The 25,250-nt window shown below is 63.6% G+C and carries 22 protein-coding genes and 1 tRNA gene; 6 read left to right on the top strand and 17 right to left on the bottom strand.

The features are described from left to right. Positions 1–4: 4 nt before the first annotated feature. From I6F28_RS20890 to I6F28_RS20865, 6 genes are all read right to left on the bottom strand, one after another. The gene (locus tag I6F28_RS20890; protein ID WP_225125430.1) at positions 5–922 is read right to left on the bottom strand and encodes a DUF2950 domain-containing protein; all 918 of its coding nucleotides are present in this window, start codon (positions 920–922) and stop codon (positions 5–7) included. After that, positions 919–2,604 (bottom strand): DUF3300 domain-containing protein, encoded by a 1,686-nt coding sequence (locus I6F28_RS20885; RefSeq protein WP_225140816.1) that lies wholly within the window; start codon positions 2,602–2,604, stop codon positions 919–921. Before I6F28_RS20885 ends, I6F28_RS20890 begins: the two co-directional genes overlap by 4 nt. 111 nt (positions 2,605–2,715) lie before the next feature. Further along, positions 2,716–3,696, bottom strand: coding sequence for an ABC transporter substrate-binding protein (locus I6F28_RS20880; RefSeq protein ID WP_225140814.1), 981 nt, complete (start codon positions 3,694–3,696; stop codon positions 2,716–2,718). Positions 3,697–3,788: 92 nt separating this feature from the next. Continuing rightward, on the bottom strand, positions 3,789–5,681 hold the full coding sequence (locus I6F28_RS20875) for an ATP-binding protein (protein ID WP_225140812.1): 1,893 nt from the start codon (positions 5,679–5,681) through the stop codon (positions 3,789–3,791). A gap of 218 nt (positions 5,682–5,899) precedes the next feature. Beyond that, positions 5,900–7,135 (bottom strand): HlyD family secretion protein, encoded by a 1,236-nt coding sequence (locus tag I6F28_RS20870; protein WP_036027994.1) that lies wholly within the window; start codon positions 7,133–7,135, stop codon positions 5,900–5,902. Continuing rightward, positions 7,128–7,553, bottom strand: a complete 426-nt coding sequence (locus I6F28_RS20865; protein WP_035999432.1) for a hypothetical protein — start codon at positions 7,551–7,553, stop codon at positions 7,128–7,130. The genes I6F28_RS20870 and I6F28_RS20865 overlap by 8 nt, the downstream gene beginning before the upstream one ends. Positions 7,554–7,717: 164 nt before the next feature. On the opposite strand from I6F28_RS20865, the gene I6F28_RS20860 reads away from it, so the two are divergent. Next, entirely contained in the window at positions 7,718–8,170 is a 453-nt protein-coding gene (locus tag I6F28_RS20860) for a hypothetical protein (RefSeq protein ID WP_035999435.1), read from the top strand. Positions 8,171–8,187: 17 nt separating this feature from the next. Beyond that, positions 8,188–8,988, top strand: coding sequence for a polyphosphate kinase 2 (ppk2, locus tag I6F28_RS20855; RefSeq protein WP_109143802.1), 801 nt, complete (start codon positions 8,188–8,190; stop codon positions 8,986–8,988). Positions 8,989–9,151: 163 nt separating this feature from the next. Here ppk2 and I6F28_RS20850 read toward each other — a convergent pair whose 3' ends face one another. The 4 genes from I6F28_RS20850 to I6F28_RS20835 all read right to left on the bottom strand — a co-directional run bounded on the left by I6F28_RS20850 (position 9,152) and on the right by I6F28_RS20835 (position 14,933). After that, entirely contained in the window at positions 9,152–9,592 is a 441-nt protein-coding gene (locus I6F28_RS20850; RefSeq protein WP_035999439.1) for a hypothetical protein, read from the bottom strand. 15 nt (positions 9,593–9,607) lie between these two features. Beyond that, positions 9,608–11,308 carry an aspartate:alanine exchanger family transporter gene (locus tag I6F28_RS20845; protein WP_225140810.1) on the bottom strand — a complete coding sequence of 567 codons (1,701 nt, stop codon included), beginning with the start codon at positions 11,306–11,308 and terminating at the stop codon, positions 9,608–9,610. A gap of 17 nt (positions 11,309–11,325) precedes the next feature. Beyond that, a complete protein-coding gene (locus I6F28_RS20840; RefSeq protein WP_225140808.1) occupies positions 11,326–14,079 on the bottom strand; it encodes a decarboxylase in 2,754 nt (917 codons plus the stop codon). Positions 14,080–14,252: 173 nt separating this feature from the next. Next, positions 14,253–14,933: a YoaK family protein gene (locus I6F28_RS20835; RefSeq protein WP_035999481.1), complete on the bottom strand. Its 681-nt coding sequence runs from the start codon at positions 14,931–14,933 to the stop codon at positions 14,253–14,255. Between the two features lie 132 nt (positions 14,934–15,065). Between I6F28_RS20835 and I6F28_RS20830 the strand changes: the two genes are divergently transcribed. Genes I6F28_RS20830 through I6F28_RS20820 form a run of 3 tightly spaced genes read left to right on the top strand, consistent with a single transcriptional unit; the run spans position 15,066 to position 18,258 of the window. After that, entirely contained in the window at positions 15,066–16,754 is a 1,689-nt protein-coding gene (locus I6F28_RS20830) for an aspartate:alanine exchanger family transporter (RefSeq protein WP_035999483.1), read from the top strand. 11 nt (positions 16,755–16,765) lie between these two features. After that, positions 16,766–17,650 (top strand): alpha/beta hydrolase family protein, encoded by an 885-nt coding sequence (locus I6F28_RS20825; RefSeq protein ID WP_035999446.1) that lies wholly within the window; start codon positions 16,766–16,768, stop codon positions 17,648–17,650. Between the two features lie 23 nt (positions 17,651–17,673). Continuing rightward, on the top strand, positions 17,674–18,258 hold the full coding sequence (locus tag I6F28_RS20820; RefSeq protein ID WP_225140806.1) for an invasion associated locus B family protein: 585 nt from the start codon (positions 17,674–17,676) through the stop codon (positions 18,256–18,258). A gap of 14 nt (positions 18,259–18,272) precedes the next feature. Here the strand turns inward: I6F28_RS20820 and I6F28_RS20815 are convergent, their stop codons facing one another. Both I6F28_RS20815 and I6F28_RS20810 read right to left on the bottom strand, forming a co-directional pair. Further along, a complete protein-coding gene (locus tag I6F28_RS20815; RefSeq protein ID WP_225140804.1) occupies positions 18,273–18,641 on the bottom strand; it encodes a response regulator transcription factor in 369 nt (122 codons plus the stop codon). A gap of 169 nt (positions 18,642–18,810) precedes the next feature. Next, positions 18,811–19,434, bottom strand: coding sequence for a response regulator transcription factor (locus I6F28_RS20810; protein ID WP_057029165.1), 624 nt, complete (start codon positions 19,432–19,434; stop codon positions 18,811–18,813). Positions 19,435–19,738: 304 nt separating this feature from the next. Between I6F28_RS20810 and I6F28_RS20805 the strand changes: the two genes are divergently transcribed. After that, positions 19,739–20,422: a helix-turn-helix domain-containing protein gene (locus tag I6F28_RS20805; RefSeq protein ID WP_035999457.1), complete on the top strand. Its 684-nt coding sequence runs from the start codon at positions 19,739–19,741 to the stop codon at positions 20,420–20,422. A gap of 49 nt (positions 20,423–20,471) precedes the next feature. Here the strand turns inward: I6F28_RS20805 and I6F28_RS20800 are convergent, their stop codons facing one another. The 5 genes from I6F28_RS20800 to I6F28_RS20780 all read right to left on the bottom strand — a co-directional run bounded on the left by I6F28_RS20800 (position 20,472) and on the right by I6F28_RS20780 (position 25,229). Next, the gene (locus I6F28_RS20800) at positions 20,472–20,927 is read right to left on the bottom strand and encodes a potassium channel family protein (protein ID WP_225140802.1); all 456 of its coding nucleotides are present in this window, start codon (positions 20,925–20,927) and stop codon (positions 20,472–20,474) included. A gap of 26 nt (positions 20,928–20,953) precedes the next feature. Continuing rightward, positions 20,954–22,030, bottom strand: coding sequence for an AI-2E family transporter (locus I6F28_RS20795; protein ID WP_225140800.1), 1,077 nt, complete (start codon positions 22,028–22,030; stop codon positions 20,954–20,956). 716 nt (positions 22,031–22,746) lie between these two features. Then, a tRNA-Asn gene (locus I6F28_RS20790) sits at positions 22,747–22,821 on the bottom strand. 137 nt (positions 22,822–22,958) lie between these two features. After that, positions 22,959–23,327 carry a hypothetical protein gene (locus I6F28_RS20785; protein WP_036027987.1) on the bottom strand — a complete coding sequence of 123 codons (369 nt, stop codon included), beginning with the start codon at positions 23,325–23,327 and terminating at the stop codon, positions 22,959–22,961. Positions 23,328–23,534: 207 nt separating this feature from the next. Continuing rightward, entirely contained in the window at positions 23,535–25,229 is a 1,695-nt protein-coding gene (locus tag I6F28_RS20780) for a flotillin family protein (protein WP_225140798.1), read from the bottom strand. Between the last annotated feature and the right edge of the window lie 21 nt (positions 25,230–25,250).

Here is a 25,250-nt window from a genome sequence, read left to right as displayed (position 1 = left end):
CGGCTCAGGGTTTTGCGGCATCGACTTTCTTCCAGGTTTCATCGGGATTGAACAACGTGGTGCGCTGGGCGATGAACTCGGTGCGCTTGCCGAGATCCTTCTGGTAGACGACGCCGTCATGATTGACCAGGAAGGTCATGACGCCCGAATTGCCGTATTCCGCGGGCCAGGCGATCAGGGCGAAGCCGCCGATCATCTTGCCCTTGACGACGTAGTTGAGCGCACCGCCGCGCGCATCCCGCCCCTGCGCTTTGAGAATCCGGAAGTAATAGCCGTGATAGGGCGTCGGCCCGACATCACCGCCGCGATAGCCCTCCTTCGTTGCTTCGGCCGCGAGCGCGCCGAGCGGGCTCGGGTCGCTGTCGTCGCGCCAGAACAGGCCGTCCTTCTTGCCGGGCGAGGAGGAGATGCGCTGCGCGTAGACGCCGACGCCCTCGCCGCGGTCCTTTTCCGCATATTCGTTTTGCGCGTCGACGAAGGCGAGCGCGGTCTGGATCGCGTCGAGCTCGTTGCGGCCGATGCGACGGCGCAGCACCTCAATGCGTCCCTCGTCGGTGTCGAACGCCCAACCCGTCCTGGTGTTGACCAGCGGAATTGGAAACGGAAAATCGTCCGGCCCGAGCATCAAGGTGGCGGTCTTGTTGCCCTCCGCCTTGATGCCGTGCTTGGCGTCGTACATCGCAGTGAAACGCGCCCGAATGTCGTTGTCCGCAATCTCGTCGCCGGACGACACGATGTCCTCCGCATTCCTGCCGAGCACTTTCAAGATGTCTTTCGGGCCGCTCTTGACCGCGGCGGCGAGCGCAGACGCGGCCTCTTCCGGTGTCTTGTAGGATTCCTGTGCGAGAGAGGCCGATCCGAGCAGCGCGAGCGCGAGGACGCCGGGTATCAGCGCACGGCTAAACGATTTCATGCCGGTCATGGCATCACCTCCGCAGGAATTTTCGCGCCGCCGGCGAGCCAGTCGCGATAGGTGCGGAACGCCAGCCCGAGTTTTTCGTAATGGACGCGCAGATAGCCGTCGCTGCCGCGGGTCACGGCAGCGGGCATCGCCTGCTCGACCTCCTGCGCCATCACGCCGACATAAGCCTTGTCGCTGCCGATATAGCTGAAGCGATAATAGCCAAGGCCGTTCGAAAGGTGCCCGAGCAGGACGATGTCATGCTTGAGCGCGATATCCGAGCGCCGGCCGCCGCCGCCACCGCCACGGAAGCCGCCTCCACCGCCGCCACGCATCGCCATTCCGCCACCGCCGCCGCGGCCGGCAAAGCTTGGTCCGCCGCCGCCACCGCGCGGCATGCTCGCCATGCTGGCGCGGCCGCGTGCGGATGCCGCGGCAGCCGAGCGGCCGGAGGAGACGTTCATGGCACCGCCGCGATTGCCGCCGCCGCGATTGGCCGAACCGCCGCCGGCGCGGTTCGCAGCCTTGGCGCGATCGCCGCCGCCCTTGGTCGCGCCCTTGGCACGATCACCGGCACCGGCACGATCTCCGCCGCCGGGCCGGTCGCGCGTCCCTGCGCTGGGGCGATCGCCCGCGCCCGGACGGTCGCCGCGATTGCCGGCGCGATCACCTGCGCGATCTCCAGCGCGATCTCCTGGACCGCCGCGATCACCCGCACGATCTCCCGCCCGGTCCCCGGCACCCTGGTCGGGGCGCAGCACCTGGTTGCCGTCGCGGCCGCGGAAATCCATCCGGTCCGACACGCCGGCCTTCAGATTGTTGTTGCCGAAGCGCTGCTGAACATTGCTGTTGTTGTAGCGCACACCGCCGCGATGCGCCGGATTGTGCTGCCAGCCATTGCCGATATTCGTGGTGCGATGGTTGACATAGACGTTGCGGTTGCCCCAGTTGCAGCCGCCGCCCCAGTAATTGCCCCAGCGTCCGATCGCCCAGGCGGTGCCGAACGCGATGCCAGCCGCGACCACGCCGGCGCCGATATAAGACGGGTAGCCCCAATAATAGGGCGGATACTCCGCATAGGGCCAGCTGCCGTAGACCGTCGCCGGGTCGTAATACGGCACGTACATCGCCGCGGGATCGGCCTGCTGGATCACGACGACCTGCTTGCCTTCCTGAGACTGGACGCTGACCTTCTGCTGCTTGGTGGTGACGAGCTTCTTGTTGTCATAGGCCTTGGTGCGCAGACGCTGGATCGCGTCCATCACGTCGGGCTGCTGGGCGAGGAAGGCATCGCCCAGCTTCTTGGTCCAGTCGAGCTGCTCGCTCATCATCGCGAGGACATCGGCGGTGCTCGCCAATGCCTTGACGCTGTCGTCCCAGCCCTGCTTCTCCACTTCCGTCTTCAACGCATCGCCCTTCAGGCTCTTGCGCTCCTTCAGCCAACGGTCGGCCTGCACCACCTCCAGCGGATAGGTCGAGGCGGCCAGTACATTGGCGAGCAACTCGTCCGGATAAAGCGCGATCGGCGCGACGAGGGCCTCGAGCTGCTCGGGCTTCAGGAGCTCGGCCGCCGGTGCGGGCGGGCTGGCAGGCTGCGCCTGCGGCGCCGGGGCTGCAGGCGTCGTTGGGGTCTGCGCCATTGCGGCGACCGAAGTCGCCATCAACAGCGCCAGCGCCATCAGGGTCTTGCCGCAACGAAACATCACATCCTCCCTCGGACTTCAGTGCGGGAGGATCAAGCCGGGGCGCAAGCATTTGTTGATCGAGATCAACGAAACGGGTCATCGCGGCTGCTGCAGCGCAAGATCGAATAATCATTCGATCAGCTCGGCATCCAGCAGAAGCCGGTTCGGCACCGTCAGGCCGAGGGCCCTGGCCGTCTTCATGTTGATGACGAGCTCGAACCTGGTGGCAAATTGCACCGGAAGAGTGCTGATATCGGCACCGCGCAGGAGACGGTCGACATAGCCGGCGCCATCACGAAATTGCTGGGTCAGATCTGCACCATACGACATCAGCCCGCCATTCGACGCGTAGAAACGGACTGCGAAGATGGCGGGCACGCGCCGCTGCGCCAGCAATGCAATGGCCATCGCGCTGTGGGATCCGAAGAAGCCGCCATCCGGCAGCACGACGAGGCCGCCGCCTGTGCGCGCCGCCGTCTCGATCGCTCCCGCCATCTCCGGACCGCTGCGAACGCTCGCACCGGCGATCTTGAGGCCGAGACGGCTTTCCATCTGGTGCGCCGCTTGAACATAGAACGGTCCGTAGGGTGACGATTCCGGATTGAACAGCAGGGCCGCATGGTTCATTCCCGGCACCATGTCCTTCAATAGGCCGAGCCACTTCCCGCTCATCGAATGCTCATAGAGCGAAAAGCCGGTCAGATTTCCGGCCGGACGCGCCAGATTGGCGACGAGGCCCGTTCCTACCGGATCGGAAAGCCCCACGAAGACGATCGGAATTCGTTGCGTTGCATCGCGCAGCGCCCGTGTCGATCCCGTACTGGTCGAGAACAGAACGTCGGGCGCCGCGGCGACGAGCTCGAGCGCCTCCAACTTCTGGCGCGCCGGATCGGGGCCCGGCCAGCGCACCTCCAGCCGGAAGTTCTGGTTGGCGATCCAGCCTCGATCGGTGAGACCCTGCTGAAAGGCATCCACGCGCATTTGCGCGCCGGGATCACCAGCGACATTGCCCGTCAGCACGCCGACGGCGGGCATTCGGTCCTGGGCTTTCGCCAGGACCGGCAACGCAGCAGCAGCACCAACCAGCGTCATGAAGTCACGACGTCTCATACGCCTCACGCTCGCCTGTCGTACTCGTCATGCGATCGAGAGAGAACGGCTTCAGCGCCGTGATGTTTGATCAAGATCAAGATACCGCCCGCTCAGCGAGCGGTCGGAAGCCTGATCGTGAACAGTGCGCCGCCCGCAGGCTGGTTCGCAGCAGCGATCGTGCCGTGATGGGCCTCGACGATGGTTCTGGCGATTGCAAGGCCCATGCCCATGCCTTGCGGTTTGGTCGTGAAGAACGGATCAAACAGGCTTGCGAGATCGGAGGCGGGTATTCCGGGCCCGGTGTCGGCGATCCTGATCTCGGCCTGATTGCCGGTGCTGAGCGTCGACACGCTGACCTCCCGCTTTCCGGCGTCCGCATCGGAAATCGCATCCATTGCGTTGATGATCAGGTTGAGAATGACCTGCTGAAGCTGGACCGGATCTCCCTTGACGTGAAGGCCGGCCAGGGCCGGCAAATAGCTCAACGTGATCCGGCGTCCCTGAGCGAGGGCCTTCACCAGATCGATTGCTTCGCGCACTGTATCGTTGAGCTCGATGTGCTTGACCTCAAACGGGGTCTTTTTCAGAACGCTGCGCAGCCTACGGATCACCTCGCTCGCCCGTTGGTCGTCCCTTCTGATGTCGGCGAGGATCTGCTGAATCTCGACAAGGTCGGGCTGAGCGGCCCTGAGCATGAGCTCTGCAGTCTCCGCATTGGTCAGAATCGATCCGAGTGGCTGGTTCAGTTCATGTGCGATCGATGTGGTCAGCTCGCCAACTGCCGAGTAGCGGTTGACGTGGGCGAGTTCCGCCAGCCGCTGACGCGATTCGACTTCGGCGACGCGGCGCCGGCGACGCTCGTGCAGGAGCCCGCTGATGAGTCCGGTCTGGACCAGGAACACAGCCGAGATCATCAGCATCTGCCAGTGATAGCGCTGCCAGATACTCGGCTCGCGAAACAGGATGGTGCTTCCCTTGGGCAGGCGACTCTCGCTGATGCCCCAGCGCTGCAGCTCGCGCCAGTCGTAACGCGGCGCGGCGAAGGCGATCGGCTCATAATTGATGCTCGCCGGTTTCGCGCCGCCAAGAATGCCGATCGCGGCGCTGACGGTCCGCGACGTCGTTTCCCCAATCAAGTGCATCGGTCCCCCGACCGTGCTCTCGCCGAAGAACGGCTCCTGGTAGGAGAAGATCGGGGCGTTCGCGACGGCATGCAGGCTGCGCAGCGCCCAGTCGCTCTCATAGACCACCCCGGCCGCATCGACGGACATCAGCCCCCAGAACAGCGCGGTGTGAGACGGGAGCTTCGATGAGCGCTTCAGGATCTCCTCGAACGACAAATCCGAGTACCAAACGAGTTCGATCCGCTCCGCAAAAGGTTTCAGCTCCCGCTTCAGCTCCTCCGTCCAAAACCTCTCGAGCGGCGAAGCTCCGACCACAATTCCAATCGATTTTGTATCGGGCAGGACCTGAAGAATGTTGTCGAAGGCCGCGACAAAATCGTTGCGGACGGCCACCACGACATCGTTGTCGCAGAGGTCGGTGCGATTAATCAGCCGATGCTCGACCGCGGAGAGGATCAACGGTGCATCGGGGAACAGCCTGGCGCGATATTTCTGCGCAAAGCGGGCGGCAGGCGCGCCGATGCTCAAGACGATGTCCGGCACCGCACCTTGGTACAGCGAGTGTAGATATTCGACGAACGGCGCCTCGGGACCAGGGTTGTTGAAGCGCGCGGTGAGCAGCGCGTGCTCCTGGATATCGAGCGGCCAGGGCGATTGCCGCTCGAGCTCGGACTTGATGTCGCGCGCATATTCGCTCCACGGCCGGAACTCGCGGCCGAAGGAATGCAGCAACAGCACGCGTTTGAGCTCGCCGCGCCGGCTCCGCTCGACCGCACCGGCTTGCCCGGCCGAGAGGCACTCGGCCACGAGCAGGCCGAAACAGAGGAGCGCAGCCGCGAGCCGTGGCTTCAGCCAGTCTATGCACGCGCCCCCGCTCATGCTGCACCCTCACAGCTTACGGCAGCTGCTTTCCAGGCAATAATAGCTGGAATCGCACCATACGGACAGCCCCCGAGGCAGGCCTCAGCAGCGCGTGACGACGCGGCCATAGGCGCCCACGACTTGCGCGCAGGACGGCGCATAATAGGCGCCGGCGGCCGAAATGGCAGGCGAGGACGACTTTCGGAGACCACGTCTCGTCCGTCCTCTTCTCTCGTTCAATGCCCGCCGCTCAGCACGAGCGTCTGGATCGGCAGCAACAGCGCCTGGATCCGCAGCAGCAGCGCGTGCACGAGGCCGACGCCGTCGACGACGTGCAGCGCGATCTTCCGGCTGGTCGAGGTGTCCTTGGCCGAAATCTCCTCGTGATTGCTGGTGTAGGCGTTGACGATGCAGCTCGAGCCCGGCGTGACACCGTCGAGACCGCCCTTGTAGAGCGGCTCCAGGAAAACCAGGATCGTGCCGGGACGGACGGCATTCTGCGGGTCGATGAGCTGCTCTCCGGTGCGAAACTGCCCGGCCGCGATGTAGTCCTGCACCGTCGTGATCACCATGGGGATGATGACCCAGGGTTTGGATATGCAGGTCGCTTCCGCCACCATGCCGGTCTTCATGACCTGCGCCTCGATCTGGCCGAAACCGGCCTGGAGCGCCTTGCGGCCCGCGCCCTCCGGAACGAGAACACCGGCCGGACGCATCAGCTGGTTGACGACATCGCCGGGGCGAACCAGGAACTGCTCGACGCGCCCGTCGACGCCGGCGCGTACGAAAGTCTTGTCGAGATCGACCTGCGCCTGGTCGAGCGCGGCTTCGGCGCTGGCCTTCTGGGCCGGCAGCAGAGCCGAGACCTGCAAGGACACTGACTGCTTCGCCGCCGTCGCGGCGTCGATGCCGGACTGTCGCTGATCGACCAGCACCTGGAGCTTGTCGATGTCACGCTGTGGAACGATGCCGGGATTGCGGCGCTGGAGCTCGGTCTTGACCTCGAGCTCGTCTTTGGCCTGCTGGTAGTTGGCCCTCGCTTCGCCGAGCTGCGCCTCGGCCTTGACCACGTCGGCCTGCGCCGTCTGCATGGCGGCATCGACTTCTGCCACCTTCCGCTTGGCGGTCTCGACCGCAGCCTTTTGCTTCGAGCTATCGAGCGTGAACAGCACATCGCCCTGTTTGACGGGCGCGGTGAAGCCGACTTTGACCTCGGCAACACGGCCCGAGCCTTCGGGCAGAATTGGCACGGTGCGGAAGTACAGCGTCGCCGACGATGTCGCCGGATGGAAGTAGAAGATCATGGTGATGAGCGACACCGTCAGCATCAGGCAGGCGGTGATGCCCCAGCGCAGCTCGTACCAGACCGAGAAGAAGGTGATTTCCTTCCCGAAGCGCTTGCCCTGGGCGTAGCGGCGGTACAGGTAGTCCGGAAGGATCGTGACGAGGGAGCAGATCAGCAGCTCAAGCATGACTGCGCTCCTTCTCCTTGGCGGGTCCCGGCTTGTCCGCGGGGGGCGGTGCGACGGCCGCCTCAGCCTGGACTTCCTCCGCATCGGAGGCCGGCGTCGCGTCGGCGATCTTCTCGACGGACCCGGCAATGCTGCGCAGCGGCGTGCCGAAATCCGGAAGATCGATCATTGCGAGGAGCAGTCCGGCGATCCAGAAGATGTGCATGTGCGTGAACAGCGAGATCAGGCCGAGCACGGCGACTAACTCGAACTGCAGTTTATGCGTTTTGTGCGCCATCCGCTCGGGCAGGCTGTGCAGTTTCCAGTAGAGCGTGCCGACCCAGAGCACGGCCCCGATCAGGAATACGCCCATCACCACCATCAGCGTATCGGTCCCGCTCCCCGGTGCGAGATAAAACGGCAGATGATGCGGTGCCATCGGATGAAGCTGCTCGCTCAAACGTCTCTCCCGGTCAAAACGTCCATGGGCGGCACTGTGTTCGGGTATGTTCGCGTTTGTTTGATTTGAGTCAAGGGAACACGTCAGGGCCAACCCTAGCGTCAGCCGCATGCTGATTGGACAACCATCAGGAGCCGCCCGCCATGCCCGGCCTAGACGATCTCATCCCCAGCGCAGCCCAGATTCGTAAGGAAGCCGCCCTCAAGGAAGCCGAAAAGGCGGAGGAATATGTGCGCCTTGCCGCCGCGGCCGAGGCGGAGAAGCGCGCCTTGATCGAGCGCTTGAGCAAGCCCTCGGGCAAGACCGAGGAGGAGAAGATCAAGCTCGCCTCGACCGTGATCCAGCGCGCGGTGCGCAACGGCCTCACGGAAGTGCTGGTCTATCGCTTCCCCAATTCGCTCTGCACGGACAAGGGCCGCGCCATCAATCAGATGGAGAAGGGCTGGGAGAACACCCTGACCGGAATTCCCAAGGAGATCTTCCAGCTCTGGACCGATTACCTGAAACCGCGCGGCTATCGCATCGCCTATCAGATCATCGATTTTCCGGGCGGCGTGCCCGGCGACATCGGCGTGACCATTTCCTGGGACGATTAGCAACAGGTGGGATCGGCATGGCGAAGGACGGCCCTGCGGAGCGGATGAAGCGGAAGGATTACGAGAAGGAGCTCGAGAAGCTCCAGGTCGAGCTGTGCCATCTCCAGGACTACGTGCGGGAAAACAAGCTCCGGGTCATCGTCCTGTTCGAGGGTCGGGACGCCGCCGGCAAGGGCGGCACGATCAAGGCGATCACCGAGAAGGTCAGCCCGCGCGTGTTCCGGGTCGTCGCCCTGCCCGCGCCGTCCGACCGCGAGAAGACACAATTGTTCTTCCAGCGCTACATGGAGCGATTTCCGGCCGGCGGCGAGATCGTGATCTTCGACCGGAGCTGGTACAACCGCGCCGGTGTCGAGTACGTCATGGGCTTCTGCACCCCCGCCGAGCACGAGCGTTTCCTCAACCTGTGCCCGCAGATGGAGAAATACGTCATCGACGGCGGCATCATCCTGATCAAGATCTGGCTCGAGGTCGGCATGGACGAGCAGGAGCGCCGTTTCAAGGCCCGCATCGACGACCCGGTCCGACAGTGGAAGCTCAGTCCGATGGACCTGGAATCCTTCCGTCGCTGGTACGATTATTCGCGCGCGCGCGACCTGATGCTGAAGAAGACCAGCACGAAGGATGCGCCCTGGAACATCGTCCGCTCTGACGACAAACGAAGGGCGCGGCTCAACTGCATCGCGCACCTTCTCGGCGCCATCCCCTTCAAGCGCATCAAGAAGGACAAGATCAAACTGCCGAAGCGCTCCGACAAGGGACGCTACAACGACCAGGCCAGCCTCAAGAAAATGAGTTTCGTCGCGCAGCGCTATTGAGCAGCGTCAGGCCGCTAAAGCGCGATGCGATTGGAATGAATCGTCATCGCGCTTTAGGTTGTTGTTTGAGCATGTTCTATTCGGAAAACCGCTACACACTTTTCCGGATCATGCCCTAGGGGCCCGACGCTGCCGTCGATCGCTCAATGGCCATACGACCCCTTCAACTCGATTTCAGGCGGATCGTGACGCCACCGACTGCAGCCGATACTTCCGCGCCGACCCGCGGGCCGCTGAGCTGGAGGATCACGCCATTGCTGTTTTGCAACTGAACGGCGCCGGCACCTGCGGCGATTGCCCCACCCGCTCCTCCCACGGCATAAGAGCCTTCGATCGACGCCGGCCCCTTTAGATTGAGCGCGCGGCCGACGAACTTCGTGGTCGACGCTCCGATGGTGAGGCCCACGCTCATGCCAGACACCGTGAATGGGTATTTCTTGCCCCGGTAGACCAGAACGCCCTCACCGCCACCGGCGCCGACGATGAAGCCACCCTTGGTGAAGACGACCGCGACCTGGCCGGTGTCGGCACGCGCGGACGTGCTAAAGCCGGCAACAGCGGCGAGCGAAGCGACCAGGACGGCGCCGAAGGACAGTTTTCTCATGACGTTTTCTTCCCCTTATTGAGCCAGGATCATCGCGAAGTAGCCGAAGATGGTGAGAAGGATGCCCGAGACGGCATAGCCGACCGGGAATCCGATCCAGGGCACGGAGCTCTGGATCTCGACCGCGGCCTCGCGGCACGGGCCGGAATGCGAGCGCGCGCCGGCAACGCCGCCCATCAGAACCGCCGGATTGATCTTGAAGACGTGGTATCCGATCGCCCACACAATGAACGGCGGGATCGTGCACGCGATGAAGCCGACGATGAAGATCTTGAGCGCGACCGCGCCGGTGAGCTGAGCCAACAGGCCGGCGCCGGCATTGACCCCGACGATCGCGACGAACACAACAAGGCCGAGATCCTCAAGCACGTTTCGCGCCGCGTTCGGCGTATTGCCGAAGAAGCGCAGCCGCGACACGACCGAGGACACGATCACGCCGGACAGCAACAGCCCGCCGGCATTGCCGAGACCGACCTTGGCACCGAAGGCGGGGAATTCGATCATGCCGATGAGGAAGCCGATGATCATGCCGACCGACAGGGTCAGCAAGTCGGTCGAGGTGTTGGCGCGCGCGATGCGGCCCCACATCTCGCCGAGCTCGTTGACCGCCGACTTCAGGCCGACCACCGAGACGATGTCCATGCGCTCCAGCTTGGTCTTGAGACCGGCCGGGATCTGCACCCCGCCCCGCTCGACCTTGGTCACCTGCAGCTGGCCGGCGATGGCCGTGTCGCGGAAGGACTCGAAGGTCCGCCCGACGACGTCCTTGTTGAAGACGACGATTTCCGCCTGGTCCATGGGTATACCGAGCGTCTTGGCATCGGCGACCTCCGGACCAATCAGGCCCATCTTCTCAGTCAGATGCTCGGTCGATCCGCCCAGCGCGACGATATCGCCCTTCTGCAGCACGAGCTCGGGATCAGCCCCCTGCGGCTCACCATTGCGCCCGACATTGACGATACGGTACTCGGGATTGACCGTGCGGAATTTGGCGATGCTCATCCCGATCGTCGCAGGATTCTCCAGCCGGTAGGCCCGCAGACCGAACTGACGGTAGCCGGTCAGGGCGCCGCCTTCGAGATCTTTGACGCCGAACTCCTGCTCATACTTCTTGGCGGCGGCCATGGCATCGACGCCCCACCAGCGCGGCAGGTATTTGCAGATCAGGATGATGCCGACGGTGCCCCAAATGTAGGTAATACCGTAGGACAAAGCGATCATGCCGGAGGCATCCTCGGGCTTCATCCCGGCAGGCAGTTTCACGACTCCCGACGTGACGGCCTGCTCGGCCGAGCCGATCGCCGCCGACATGGTCTGCGATCCCGCCAGCATTCCGCCAGCCGCACCGGGCGGCAATGCGAAGAGCTTCGCCCCAAGCACGACGAGGGTCAGGCCGATCACACTCGACACCACCGCGAGGAACAAGAATTTGATCCCGTCGCCCCGCAGGCTGTTGACGAAGGACGGACCTACGCGCAGGCCGACGCCGTACATGAAGAGATAGTAGAACAGGCTCTTGGCGAAGTTGTTCAACTCCAGCTTCACGCCATAGCTGGATGCCCAGACCGAGATGCCCGCGCCGACCACGATGGCACCGGCGACCATGCCGAGGCCATAACCCTTGATGCTGGCTCGGCCGATATAGACGGCGAGACCGACCACGAAGAACAGCAGCAGATACGGGTACTGCTGCAAGAACTGGAAAAATGCCTGCATGTTCGTCCCCTCCCGACCTATGACGCGGCCTTGAGCTTCGGCTGGGCGCTGGGCTTTGGCCTGCCGAGCTTGGCCAAGGCTTCCGTCCGTACGAGTTTCAGCCCTTCCTTGGCGTCGTAGCCGTGGATCTCCTTCACATCGAGCTTGCGCATGAAGTCGATCGTCTCCTGGGTGATGACCTGGCCGGGCACCATGATCGGGAAGCCCGGCGGATACGGGATCACGAAGTTGGCCGAGACGAGCTCGGGCCCGGCCTTCAGCCGCCGGTCGATCTCGGGATCGTTGAGGCGGATGTGCTCGCAGCCGGCGACGTCATAGGCCGCGTAGAAGCCGCTGCGGATGTCGCCCTCGTTGGTCTTGGTGCCAGCATCGCCGCGGAAGCTCGGGTGGAAATGCGAGAAGTTCGGCAGATCGGGCACGTCCTTCATGAGGCTCGTCACCCGTGCCTCGAAGGTCTTTCGCGCATTGGCACCGCCCTGGGCCAGGCCGCGGTCGATCTCGCCCGCGATCTCGGCGAGCACGCGAACGAGATGCGCGACGTCGCTGCGAGTGTTGTTGATGTTGGATTGGACCAGCACCGAGTTGCGGGAGGTCTTGTTGACCTGGATGTTGTACTCGTTGGCGAGAATGCCCTTGAACTGCGTGCCGTCATAGCCGGCCGTGCCGCATACCAGCGTCATGCGGGTCGGGTCGAGGCAGAACTCGTCCTCGTCCAGGCTCTTCAGCGTGTTCGCCCAGTTGACGCCGGGGGCGAGGAAGTCGGTGAAGCCGCTCTGGCGGTACTGCGCCGGCACCATGGCGTCGGCACCGAGGATGCGGAAATATTTCGAGATCAGCGGGTTGTTGTTGACCGCCTGGCGGATCGCGAACGCGATCTCGATCGCATTGGCGACGAGGCCATAGCCCTCCAGCTCCATCTGCCGCCGTGAGATGTCAAGGCTCGCGATCAGCTGCTGGTTCGGGCTTGTCGAGGCGTGGGTGAACACCGCTTCCTTGAACTGCTGCTCCACGGTGTGGAATTCGACGTCCTTGACCGAGAGCATCGAGCCCTGGCGGATCGCCGACATCGACTTGTGGGTCGAGTTGGTCTGGTAGACGCGCAGCCGGATCTGTCGGGGGTCCGGGATCAGCCGGGTCTTGAGCAGCACCTCGTCGGACGGGTTCTTGCCGAGCTCGGCCTGCTGCTTCTCATAGGCCGCGACCGACTTGGGATCGCGCATCCATGCCTCGATCTCGTTGGCCGCGCCAAGTCCGGTGCGGCGGCGCAGGAATGGCGAGAAACGCGCGAAGCCGAACCAGGCTTCATCCCACAGGAAGATCAGATCGGGCTTGATGGCGAGGCATTCCTCCATCACCCGCCGTGTGTTGTAGATATGGCCGTCGAACGTGCAGTTGGTGAGGTCGACCATCTTGACGCGGTCGAGCCGGCCATCGGCCTTGGCGCCCAGCAGCGCCTGCTTGATGGTCTTCAGCGGCACCGCGCCGTACATCGAATATTCCGTCATCGGGAAGGCTTCGACGTAGAGCGGCTGCGCACCGGCCAGCACCATGCCGTAGTGATGCGACTTGTGGCAATTGCGGTCGACAATCGCGATGTCGCCGGGCGCGAGCAGCGCCTGCACCGCCATCTTGTTGGACGTCGATGTGCCGTTGGTAACAAAGAAGACGCGGTCGGCGCCGAGCGCCCTCGCCGCCTTCTCCTGCGCCTTCTTGATGTTGCCGGTCGGCTCCAGCATGCTGTCGAGACCGCCGGTGGTGGCGCTGCTCTCGGCCAGGAACAGGTTCGGGCCGTAGAACTCGCCCATGTCCCGGATCCAGTCGGACTTGAAGATCGACTTGCCGCGGGCGATCGGCAGCGCGTGGAAGGTGCCGATCGGACGCTGGGCGTATTTCTTGAGATTGTCGAAGAACGGCGTGTCGTAGCGATCTTGGATGCCTTCGAGGATCGATAGGTGGAGTTCCAGCAGCTCTTCAACGGAATAGAAGATGCGACGGACCACATCCGCCTCGGGATTGCCGGCGAGCTCCTCCACGTCGCGGTTCGAGATCATGTAAAGGTCGAGCTCGGGCCTGACGCGCTTGATGATCTGGGCGAGCCGCAGCGCCGAAGCGTCGGTTTCGTCGTTGAGACCGGCCGAGGCCATGATCGAGCGCAACACCGGTGCATCGTGCCGCGAACGCAGGCCAAAGCCCTCGTTGATGATGACGGCTCCGATGTTCGGATTGAGCATCGTCGCACAGAAAGCGTCCTCCAGGCTGCCGACGATCACAGGTTCATAGATGAACGCGTCGACCGGGCGCCGCAGCTTGCGCCATTCCGCGGCCAGCGCCGGCCATTGGCTGGAAGATACGCCGGTGACGATCAGGGTTTCGAAATACGGCCTGCGCGCGCTGTGCGCGCCAAAGGCCGGCGGCGCCAGCTCGGGCGCATCGCCGTTGCCGTCGTCCTTGGGGCTCCAGTCACCGGCATGTTGGCGGAAGGATCGCGTCGCCAGTGCCTGGGCAATTCTCGTCGCAAGGGCGAACGATGATGCACCGTCGCCGGCGACCGCTGCTTCCCGCAGCGCCGCCATGAGGTGCGGACCGGGATAGCCGTGAAATTCTTCGATGATCGAAAGATCGGCCAACGCCGCGTCATAGGCTGTGCGATTGCCGACGCGCGCCCAGGTCTTTGCTGCTTCCACAAGGTCGCGCCAGTCGTCTGCCCGCGCGCCCGGGCCGGAAAAGAACTGGTCGATACGCTTCTGTGCGGGCTTGGCGTCTTTGGACATCTCTCTCTCTCCCGATCCTCTAAAGGTGATGCGGATCGTGGGTGCGGCGCGGCTCGCTCCATTGATCCAAGTCAACGGTCGCGTGCATTCTGCGGGCCGACGCCGTGCCGTTCGCAGCGCAACACGAAAAGATCACCGTTCGTTGTGCGACGCTCACCTGATCATTGGCGCGCTCATCTCCCCTCCTGCGAACGTAGCGCTTCGCAGCGCAGCAGCACGATCAACAGCGCGACGACCGGCAGGCCCAGCGCGAGATCGGGGACGCTCTTGGTTGCAAAGGCTCCGGCGGCGGCACCGAAGCCGAACACGACGCACAACGCGATGAAAATGCCCGAGCGGCGCAGCGTTCCGAGTGGTGCGCCGCCTGCTGCGACTGCGAAGACGTTCTCGATGGCCTGACGCATGTTGCTGGTGATCATCACCGTGCTGCACACTGTGCCTTCGACCTTGACGAACATTGCGGCCTGCATCGCTGCCACGGCGGAAATACCGAGCGTTCCAGCCAAATCGGGCAACCTATTGTGCAAGATGCCGATCGCTATCAACAGCAGGATCTCGATCAACGTACTGACCGCGCTGGCCCGCTCGCCCGTTGCGCGGCGCAGCCAGGCTGCGAGCACGATGCCGACCGCGAACGCCAGGATTGGCGGCACGAAGTGCAACGCCTTCGCCCAGTTGCCCGCCATCGCGTGAATCCACAGGAAGATCAGGTTGGCGGTCTGGGCATTCGCCAACACGCCGTGGATGATCCAGGTATAGGCGTCGATATAGCCGCCGACAAAGGCGAGCAGCAGGACGATCTCGACTGTCTCGTCGCGGCGGATCGCACCGGTTGTGACGTTCAGGGTACTCATGACGGCAATATGGGCTTTCGCGAACATTCCATCGCGTCATAGCCGCCGCCACGTCGCCGCGAAGGCTTGATCTGGATCAAGCAACATCCGGCCGCCGCCAATCAAATCGCTCCAAAGCGCCGGGGGAATGCCATGGAAACCGTCAGGTGGATCATCGCCACCGCACCGGAAATTTTCCTGCTGCTCGCGATCGCGATCGGCACCATCCTCGGCCGCATCAGGATTCGCGGCTTCTCGATCGGAACCACCGCCTGCATCCTGATCGTCGCCGTGCTGATCGGACAACTCGGGAGCTTCACGTTCCCGCCGATCCTCCGGGCGATCCTGTTCAGCCTGTTCGTCTTTACGATCGGTTACCGTTCTGGACCGGAATTCTTCGCCTCGCTGAGCGTGCGGACCTTGGCACAGGTCGTGCTGGCGTTGGTGATCGGCGCCACGGGGCTCGCGCTCGTGCTCATCTTCGCGCGTGTCTTCACGTTGGATACGGGGACAGCGGCAGGACTGACGGCAGGAGCGCTGACGCAATCCTCGGTGATCGGCACCGCATCCGGCGCGCTGGCGCAGCTCGGCCTGCCGAGCGACGTGCTGAAGCAGCAGGAAGCCAACATCGCGGCGGGCTATGCGGTGACCTACGTGCTCGGCTACATCCTGACGCTCCTGTTCGTGCCATTCGTCGCGCCGCGGCTGATGCGGATCGATCTGAAGGCGGAGGCGAAGAAGCTCGAGGCGGAGCTCGCCGGCGGTACGCCGCCAAAGACGGAAAACCTGTCCTATCGCAAATTCCAGGCCCGCGCCTATCGCGTCTCGGCCGGCGCAGGTCGTACCATCGGTGCTATCGAGGCGGAGATCGGCGGCCGCACGGTCGTAGAGCGGATCGTGCGCAGCGGGGCCGACATCAAGCCGCAGCAGGACGCCGTGCTCGAGGCCGGCGACGACATCGTCATCGCCGGTCCGACCGCCGTGATCGTCGCGGCCAAGCCGATCCTCGGGGCCGAGATCGACGCGGGGGAACTGCTGCGCAACCTGCCCGGCAATGTGATCGAAGTGCTCGTTGAAAACCGCCAGCTGCACGGCCGCTCACTGCGCGAAATCGTTGATCGGCTCGGCGACAATGCACGCGGTGTATTCCTGCGTGCGCTGACGCGCATGGGGCGGGAAGTGCCGCTCGGTCCCGATACGCGCGTCTATCTCGGCGACGTCATGACGCTGGTCGGCAGCACCGGCAATATCGCGCGGGCAACGGCGCCAGTGGGACACGCTCTGAATACGAGCGACCGCACGGACATCGCCTTTCTCGCTGCCGGCATCGCAGTGGGTCTTCTGGCCGGCCTTGCCAGCTTCAAAATCGGCACTGTCGCATTGACACTCGGTGGCGGCGGCGGCGCGCTGATCGCCGGGCTCGTCTGCGGTTGGTTGCGTTCGCGCAGGCCGGGCATCGGCGCAATGCCGCCCGCGGCGCAGCAGACCCTGAGCGACATCGGCCTCGGCGGCTTCATCGCGGCGATCGGACTCGGCAACGGCCTTGCCGCCTGGTCGGCGATCCAGGCGCACGGTCTGTTGCTGGTCGGCATGGGCATCGTCGTCACGCTGGTCCCGATGACGGTGGGAACGCTGGTTGCCTATTATCTGCTGCGCATGAATCCGGTCGTGACCTGCGGTGCGCTCGCCGGCGCCATGACGGTCGATGCCGCCGTCACCGGCGCCTGCGACGTTGCCGAGAGCCAGACGCCGGTGCTCGGCGTCGCCGTCCCCTACGCGGTCGGCAATGTCGTCCTCACGGTGCTCGGCCCGATCGTCGTGGCCGCAACCTATTCAGGTTGAGGGAGGCCCGGATGCGACGCGGACCTGCATTGCTCCATTTTTTCGCGATCACCTTGCTCAGCCTTTTCGTGGCCGCATCGCCCACGCACGCCGCGGACGAGGTCCGCATCCAGGAGGAAATCTGGGCGCTGCCCCTGCCGCTGCCGATGTTCGCCTATCTGGTGCGCCCGGTCGGCGATGGTCCGTTCCCGCTCGTCATCATGAATCACGGTGTCTCGCTCGACGCGACCCAGCGCAGCCTTTTCCCTCTGGTCGAATTTCGCGACGCCGCCAAATGGTTTGCGAGGCGCGGCTATCTCGTGGTGGCCCCGGTGGGCAGCGGTTATGGCGCGCAGGCAATCGACATCCCCGAACGCGGAATGTTCGGCCCGTTCTTCTCGAAAATCGGGAAGTGCGCCAATCCCAATTTCCGTGATGCCGGCCTCGCGGTCGCCCAGGTCGATCTCTGGATCATTGACTATCTGGCCGCCGAGAAGCGGATCATCCCGAAGGACGTGATCGTGGTCGGCCAGTCTGCCGGCGGCTGGGCCTCGATCGCCCTTTCGAGCGTGAACCCGCCACAGGTGAAGGCCATCATCGTCTTTGCCGGAGGCCGCGGCGGACGCGTCGACGGCAAGCCGAACAACAATTGCGCGCCCGACCGACTGGTCGAGGCCACCGCCGATTTCGGCCGTACATCGCGCGTGCCGATGCTGTGGATCTACACCGGGAATGACACGTATTTCGGTCCCGACCTATCGAAGCGCATGCACGCTGCCTTCATCGGCGCCGGCGGCCGGGCCGAATATCACCTGATGCCCCCGTTCGGCAACGAGGGACATTTCCTCCTCGGTTCGCCGGACGCGGTTCCGCTCTGGTCGCCGTTGGTGGCGAAGTTTCTCGACGCGCAGAACTGAGTCCGGATCTCGGAGTTGCAGCGATGGCCCGTACTTTTGATTGTCTCTCTGGTCTCCTGATGGTTGCAGCCGCCGGAGTCGCGACGGTCTTGGCTGTCGCTTCGCTCAAGGCGGCGCAGGCGGAAAAGTCCTCCGAGGTCGCAACACGCGGCCAGCGCGACGCCAGCGACATCAGCTATGGCAGCTGGCAGAAATTGTGCTTCAAGGCCGGCGGCGCGCCCACCCTCTGCCGAACCTCGATCACTGGCCGGTTCGCGACCGGGCAAACAGCCGTGCGCATTGATCTGATCGAGCGGGAGGACGCGCCCACCGCCCGCCTGCAACTTTTCGTGCCGGTCGGAATGTACCTGCAGCAACCACCGAAACTGGCCGTCGACCATGGCGCCGCGTTCCGCATTCCTTATACCTGGTGTCTCACCAATTTATGCGTCGCGGCGGACGTCGTGACGCCAAAAATCATCTCGGAGATGGAAAACGGTCAAACGCTTCTGCTCGAACTCGTCGACTCCAATCTTCTTGCCGTGACGACTTCGATTCCGCTCGCGCAATTCGGTTCCGCCCATAAGGGGGCGCCGACCAGGATACTCGAGCAATATGTCGAAGAATGACGGCCGTCGTGGAGCTACAAGACGCGGGCGCGCTGGACCGATTGGATCAAAGACTGCGCCGCAAACGGCTTGATGAGATAGGCGATGCAGCCCGAGGCAATCGCGGCCGAGCGGTTTGCCGGGCTGTCATTGCCGGTGACATAGATCACGGGTGCTTCGATGCCCTTCTCGGCCAGGCTTCGCCGCACCTCGATGCCGGACCTTGCACCCAGATCGATGTCGAGGATGATGCAGATCGCGGTATGGAACCTGCCATGATCGAGCAAGGCCCCTCCCGTGTCGAACAGGGTTGTGGCGAAGCCGTATCCTCGCAGCAGCCTGTCCATGCTGGTACGCATGGACGGATCGTCATCGACAACGAAGACGGACTCGCGCAGGAGCAAAGCGATGGCCTTTCCGGAACACGACAGTGGGATATCGGATACGACAGCTCCGCGCTCTCGCGTGTGCGTATGTGCATTATTGCACATAGCGCGTCGCGCACTGTCAACACGCCTTGGCATTGTCCTTTGGGACAGGCACGTCGAGGGAACCTCGCTCTTTCCGGAGCCGTCAGCGTTCGTCCGGATCGAGCATTCCGAGACGCTCTGCGATCGAAACGAGTTCCGCCAGCGAGCGAACCTGCATCTTCTCCATCACTTGATGGCGGTGCGCCTTCACGGTGCGCTCGGTGGTGCCCAGCTCATGCGCGATCTGCTTGTTGATCCGGCCGCGCACGATCAGATCGAACACCTGTCGCTCGCGCTGGGTCAGCGTGGCGAAATGGCCACGAAACGCATCCAGCCTGCTGGCCTGAGCCCGCGCAGTCCGCTGACTGGCCAGCGCACGCTCGATCGCATCGAGCAACTGCTCGGAGGATATCGGTTTGGTCAGGAAGTCTTCCGCACCTGCCTTGATCGCGCGCACGGTCGTCGGCGTGTCGGCATGACCGGTCAGGAAGACGATGGGCAGCATCGACCCCGCCGCAGCCAACCGCGCCTGCAGGTCGGGACCGCTCAGGCCCGGAATCCGCACGTCGAGCAGGATACATCCCGCCTGCCCGTCATCCGGCGCCGAGTCCAGGAGCTCCAGCGCCGAGGCGTAGGTCGCGACCTCGTATCCCGCGAGCTTTAGCCGGCGCTCGATCGCGGTCCGAAACGACTCGTCGTCGTCAACAACGTGAACAAGGCCTGGCAACTTCCTACCTCTCGCCCAACTTGATCAGGACGCTCGACGTCCTTGTCGTTCTTCAAAGCGATTTTCTCGTTTGAAGGTCGGAATATCTGCTTCGCAATATGTCGCATCTTCCCTGCGGTGGAGGATTCTCATCCAGCGCAGCAATCACCAGTGCTGTCCTTTGGTACACTGAACCTTGGGACAATGGATAAGAATACTTCCTTGGCCGAAAATCAACTTCGGCGGGAGTGGGATAGCGCGGCGCATTTCCGGCAAAGTATTTCGTCTGACAGACCAATTCGGCGGAAAGCTGAGGAGTTGGCCTATGTTCGTTCGCATCACGACGGATTCCACGCTGCGTCCCAATACCCTCCGCGACCTCGGCATGGCATCTCATTCAAATGCCCTGGTCAATTTAAGCGAATTTTCCTACCGAAAAGGCTCCGAGATCTACGGCGAGAAGGAGCCGGCCGAGTATGTCTACCAGGTCAAATCCGGCGCGGTGCGTAGCTACAAGCTGCTGTCGGACGGGCGCAGGCAGATCGGCGCATTTCACCTCGTCGGCGACATTTTCGGGCTCGAGAACGGCAGCGAGCACCGCTTCACGACGGAAGCCATCGTCGACACCACGGTGCGGCTGATCAAACGCCAAAGCCTGGAAACGGTGGCCGAGAGCGATGCCATGGTGGCCAGAAATCTGCTCAGCATGACCACGAACAACCTCCAGCATGCTGAAGACCACATGCTGCTGCTCGGCCGCAAGACCTCCCTGGAGCGCGTCGCCGCATTCCTGCTCGAAATGGACAAGCGCCTGACGGCTGCCGGCGTCATGGCGCTTCCGATGTCCCGACGCGACATCGCCGACTATCTCGGCCTGACGCTGGAGACCGTCTCGCGGGCTTTGTCGCGGCTGCATGAACTCGGCGTCCTCGGCTTCATCGGCAACACTCAGCGCCAGATCGTGCTCCTCGACCGGCACCAGCTCGCAGGCCTCGATCTGCAGCCGTGAACCGGCGAAATGCCGGTTCGCGATCCGCGATGGTCGCGATCGCCGCGGCTCAGGTGCCCGGCAGGTCCGCGCCGGGTTTTTCCGTGAGCCCGAGATGGTCGAGCGTCCTGAGCAAAACCTCGAACAGGATGGCGGCGGACCAGCCGAACAGAAGAACGCCGTTCATGGCGGTCAGCGGGCCAATCAGCCGCCATTCGGGCACCGGCGTGATGTCGCCGTAGCCGAGCGTGGTGTAGTTGACGAACGCGAAGTAGAGCATGTCCGCGTCGGCGGTCGCCGCGTGCACGATATGATAGGTCGCCGCCCACATCAGAATTTCGATCATGTGGGCGAACTTCAACACGACGGCGATCGTGATCATGACGCTCATGAGGTGCAATCGCGGCCGCTTGGTATGGCGCGGGACGGCACTGCGGGCCACCGTGACGGCGACCACCGTCACGAGCGCGTGGATTCCGATATTGATCACGCTGACGAGCGTGCCGACAAGGAATTGGAGCATCATCGGGGTGAAACACACCTCATTTTAGCCTAGGCCAAGCGTGCCTCGATGGTTTCCTTTGCGACAACGGTTTCCTGATCGACCCGCGCTGACGCAGCGCGGTCGATTCCTGTCCATGCGGTCGCGAGCTCCCAGGCCACCGACAGGATGATCGGCCCAATGAACAGTCCGATGATTCCATGCGCGAGCGTACCACCAATGACCCCGATCAGGATGACCAGCGTCGGCGTCGTCAGGCCCCGCCCCATGAGGAGCGGCTTCAGCACGTTGTCGAGCAGACCGACGACGACCAGATAGACAGTCAAGAGCAGGGCGACGGTCACGTCCTTGTCCACCCATATCCAGACCAGCACGGGGAAAAGAACGGGGCCGGCGCCGATTTGGACAATCGACAGCAAGAGCACGACGACCGCGAGCAGTCCCGCGCTTGGGATCTCTGCGAGCTTGAAGCCGATGCCCGCCAGCAAGGCCTGAAGGATAGCGACGCCGATAATGCCCTGCGCGACGGCGCGTATGGTTGCGCCGGCGAGCTCGAGAAAGTGCTCGCTCCGGCCGGGCACGACGCGCAACAGGAAGCCGCGCAGCGCGGCGACGAGCTGCGCGCCGTGCGGGAGCAGAAAGCCCGCGACGATCACCGACAGCAGGAATTGGAGCATGCCAATTCCGGTGTCACCGGCAAACGACAGCATCACTCCGGCGAGCGGTTTCAAGTACGGCGCCACCTCGCGCAGCGCCGCACGGATGTTCGTGTAGGCCTCGTTCCAGATCGCGTAGAGCTGAGGACCGATCAACGGCCAGCTCCTGATCTGCTCCGGTGCGGCCTGGAGCGCGAGATCGCCACTGCCGATCTGGGCCGCAAGGTCCCGGATTCCTTCGACTGCACTGAGGCCGAGCCACGCGGCGGGACCGATGACGATGCCCAGCGTGATCAGGGTGAGAACGGCTGAGGCTGTCCGGGGACGGCCACCGAGGCGTTGGGCGAGCCAGGCGAAGACGGGATGAAATGCCACCGCCAACACGGCGCTCCAGCTCAGGATCGGCACGAACGGCCGGAGGACGAGAAATGTCCAAAAGATCAGCAGCCCGAGCAAGCCCAGCCGGATCACGAGTTGGACAATGTCCTCCGCGGACAGAAGCTGGCGAAGCGTTTTCAAGGGTCGTTGCCTCCAAGCCGACGGACCGCTGCTGAAAAGCTAGCGGGGCGGCCCGCCGAGGAGGCTTGATCCAGATCAAGCCAGGCGATCGGTCACCTAACGAGATCGGCAACAGGCGCGCAGCCAGTTGCGTCTCGGCGCAGATTGCGCGGTCCACCGCCCGCGAGTGAGAATGCCCCGGTGCTGGACCTGAGCCAGCAGTCGTGAAGTTGACGCCGACGAACGGATTGATCTCGACATAGCTCCGACCGACGGCAAAGCCCATGATCTCGATTGCTGTGCCCGTCTGGAGGCTAATGGCGGGTACGGCCGAGCTATATCGGCCGCTCCGCCCGGCGGCCTGTTCTTTCTGGTCACGACCAAGAGGGCCAGGGGCTCTGGAGGTATCGGCCGGCTTTCATTCCTTCGATTCGGACTTGGCGCTCAGGACGACCCGATCAGAGAGTGCCTTTTGGAACTTTATTCCAACGCCGTCGCCGGAATTTGGGGGGATCCCGAGGGGCAATTTGGGGGTACAAGGCCCCTACCCCCTCCATATCCCCAGCCGCTCCGGACCACGGCGGAAGTGGCAGAACAGAACGAGACGTTGAAACCCCTGATTTTTCAGTGGCTTACCCCTAGGGCTTGCTTAGTTCTGGAGTGTTTTGAAAGGCTTGGAAACAGCCTGATGGCTCCCCGGGCTGGATTCGAACCAGCGACCATCCGATTAACAGTCGGATGCTCTACCGCTGAGCTACCGAGGAAAAGGGCGAACCGTTCGTTCGCGCGCGGCTGCGTATAACAAAGCCGCTTGCGCTTGCAAAGGACGAATTCGTCATCATCCGCAACGCGCTCGGAGGGAGCTGGAATGGCCGCTCCTCCGGCCGGGACCGGGCGAGGATTATTCCGCCAGGAACGAGGTGGTCTTGGTGCCGGGGTCGTAGCGCAAGCGGAGCGCGGTGAGCTTGCAGAGATTGACGTTCTTCCACAGCACCGACTCGTCATAGTTCTTCCAGTCGACCCGGATGTTCCAGACGCAGCCTTCATCGTCGTCGTCGAACTCGACATAAGTGCTGGCCTGGTTCTGCAACACCTTGTCGAGCTCGTTCTCCCACTCGTCCAGCCCGTCATCCGGCGCGTTGAAGCCCAGGAACTTGATGGCATAGCCGGTCTCGTTGACCACGGTGACGTTGCGGGCATCGGCCGCAAGCGACGGCGCGGCGGCGATCGAAAGGGCGATCGCGATCAATCCGGACAGAAAATGCTTCATTGTGAAATTCTCCGATCGAAACAGGTCTCGGCGCCCGATGTCGATCGACGCAGGCGCCGTGGCAAACAAAACGTTGCCTCAAGACTCGTCCGGAGCGAGATCGACCGATTCAAGACACGATCGATCCGCGCTCCGGAACGTTCGCGCGACGCGAGACGCGCCCCGCCTGTTTATCGCTTCGAATTCTCCGCAGCAATGAACCGGCATTCATAGTTCGGCGGCGTTTGTTTTCTCCGGCAGCGGCGCCGGCACGGCCGCGCCGTTGCTCTTTCCGGTCACGGCGCCGACCAGCGCCTTCACCGGATCCTCGTCCGGCGCAAAGCCGCTCTGGCGCAGGATTTCGTCGATCATCGGACGCAGCGCATGGACCTTGAGCAGCTCGCCGGCCAGACCTTCGCCGAAGCCGACATTACCTCCGCTCGCACCGTTGCCGCCGAACGCGCCGCCGGTGTGCAGGATGCGGACATCCTTGAGATTCGCGATCGGCTTCACCATCTCCGCCAGCGCGGACGGCATGGTCTCGATCCGCTTCTTGGCGATCTCGAAATCGATGACGTTGTTGCCGAGCTTGTTCTGCGCCTCGTTCTTCATGGTGATGACGGCGGCTTCCGCCTCGCCGATGTTGCGAACGCCGACCGCCTTGATCTTGTTGGATTCGGCTTCGGCGGTGGCCAGCGTCTTGACGGCTTCGGCGCGATCGAGCGAGGCCTTCTTCTCGGCCTCGGCCGCGACGATCAGCTCGGTCGATTTGCGTTCGGCCTCGGTGCGTGCGGCCAGCACCTGGGTCAGGCGGGCACGATCGGCGACCTCGATGGCGCGCGCGGTGACGACCTTTTCCTCCGCGGAGACGGCCAGCGCCTCGGCGGTCTTGGCTTCGGCGACGGCTTCCGACGTCTCCTTGCTCTTCGCCGCGATCTGGATCTCGTTCTCCTGCGTCGCGATCTGGATCTCGCGCTGGGCGTCGGTCTTGCGCTTGTTGATCGCCAGCTCCGACTCGATCACCGCGGTTTCCTTGACCTGCTTGGCACCCGCCTCCTTCTCGGCAACCGCACGATCGGTGTCGATGCGAGCGTTCTCCTCGGTCAGACGCGCCGTCTGCGTCGCGGTCGCGACCTCGGCGCGGGTGCTCGCCGTCTTGTTGGCGATGTCGCGCTCCTGCGACAGCTCGGCTTCCTTCTTGGTCCGCTCGATCCCGAGGGTCTGCTGGCGCGCCTCGAGGTCCTTTTGCGCGATCGCCACCTCGTTATCGCGCACGATCGCGTTTCGATCGCGGCGGCGGGTTTCGGTGACCGTCTTGAGCTGGGTCAGACCCTCGGCGTCGAAGAAGTTCTCCGGGTTGAAGAATTTGACGTCGGTCTGGTCGAGCTTGGTCAGCGACACCGATTCCAGCTCGAGCCCGTTCGACTTCACGTCAGACTCGACCGTGGACTGCACGTGCTTGACGAAGTCCGAGCGCTTCTCCTGGAGCTCCAGGATACTCATGGTCGCGGCGACCGAGCGCAGGCCGTCGACGAATTTCGCCTCGACCTGGTTGCGCAGCGCCTCGGCATCGTTGGTCAGCGCGCCCAGCGTCTGGCTTGCAAGCGCAATGCTCTCCTCGTCGGGACGGACGCGGACGTAGAACTCGGCAACGATGTCGACGCGCAGGCGATCCTTGGTGATGAGGGATTCCCGCTCCTTGCGCTCGACGGTGAGGCGCAGCGTCTTCAGATTGACGCTGGCATAGGAGTGGAAGATCGGCAGGATCATGGCGCCGCCGTCGAGCACGATCTTCTTGCCGCCGAGCCCGGTGCGCACGAAGGCCTCGTCGCGGGTAGCGCGCTTGTAGAGAATGGTGAAGACGATCCCCAGGACGACGATCAGCGCGACGCCGATCACGGCCGGGACTGCGATGTCGAACATGACGTTCTCCGCTGTGGGACT

Origin of the sequence: Bradyrhizobium sp. NBAIM14 (assembly GCF_020193895.1) — a bacterium.
Lineage (GTDB): Bacteria > Pseudomonadota > Alphaproteobacteria > Rhizobiales > Xanthobacteraceae > Bradyrhizobium > Bradyrhizobium yuanmingense.
Note: the sequence above shows the minus strand (reverse complement) of the source record. Positions and strands in the feature narration are given on the sequence as shown.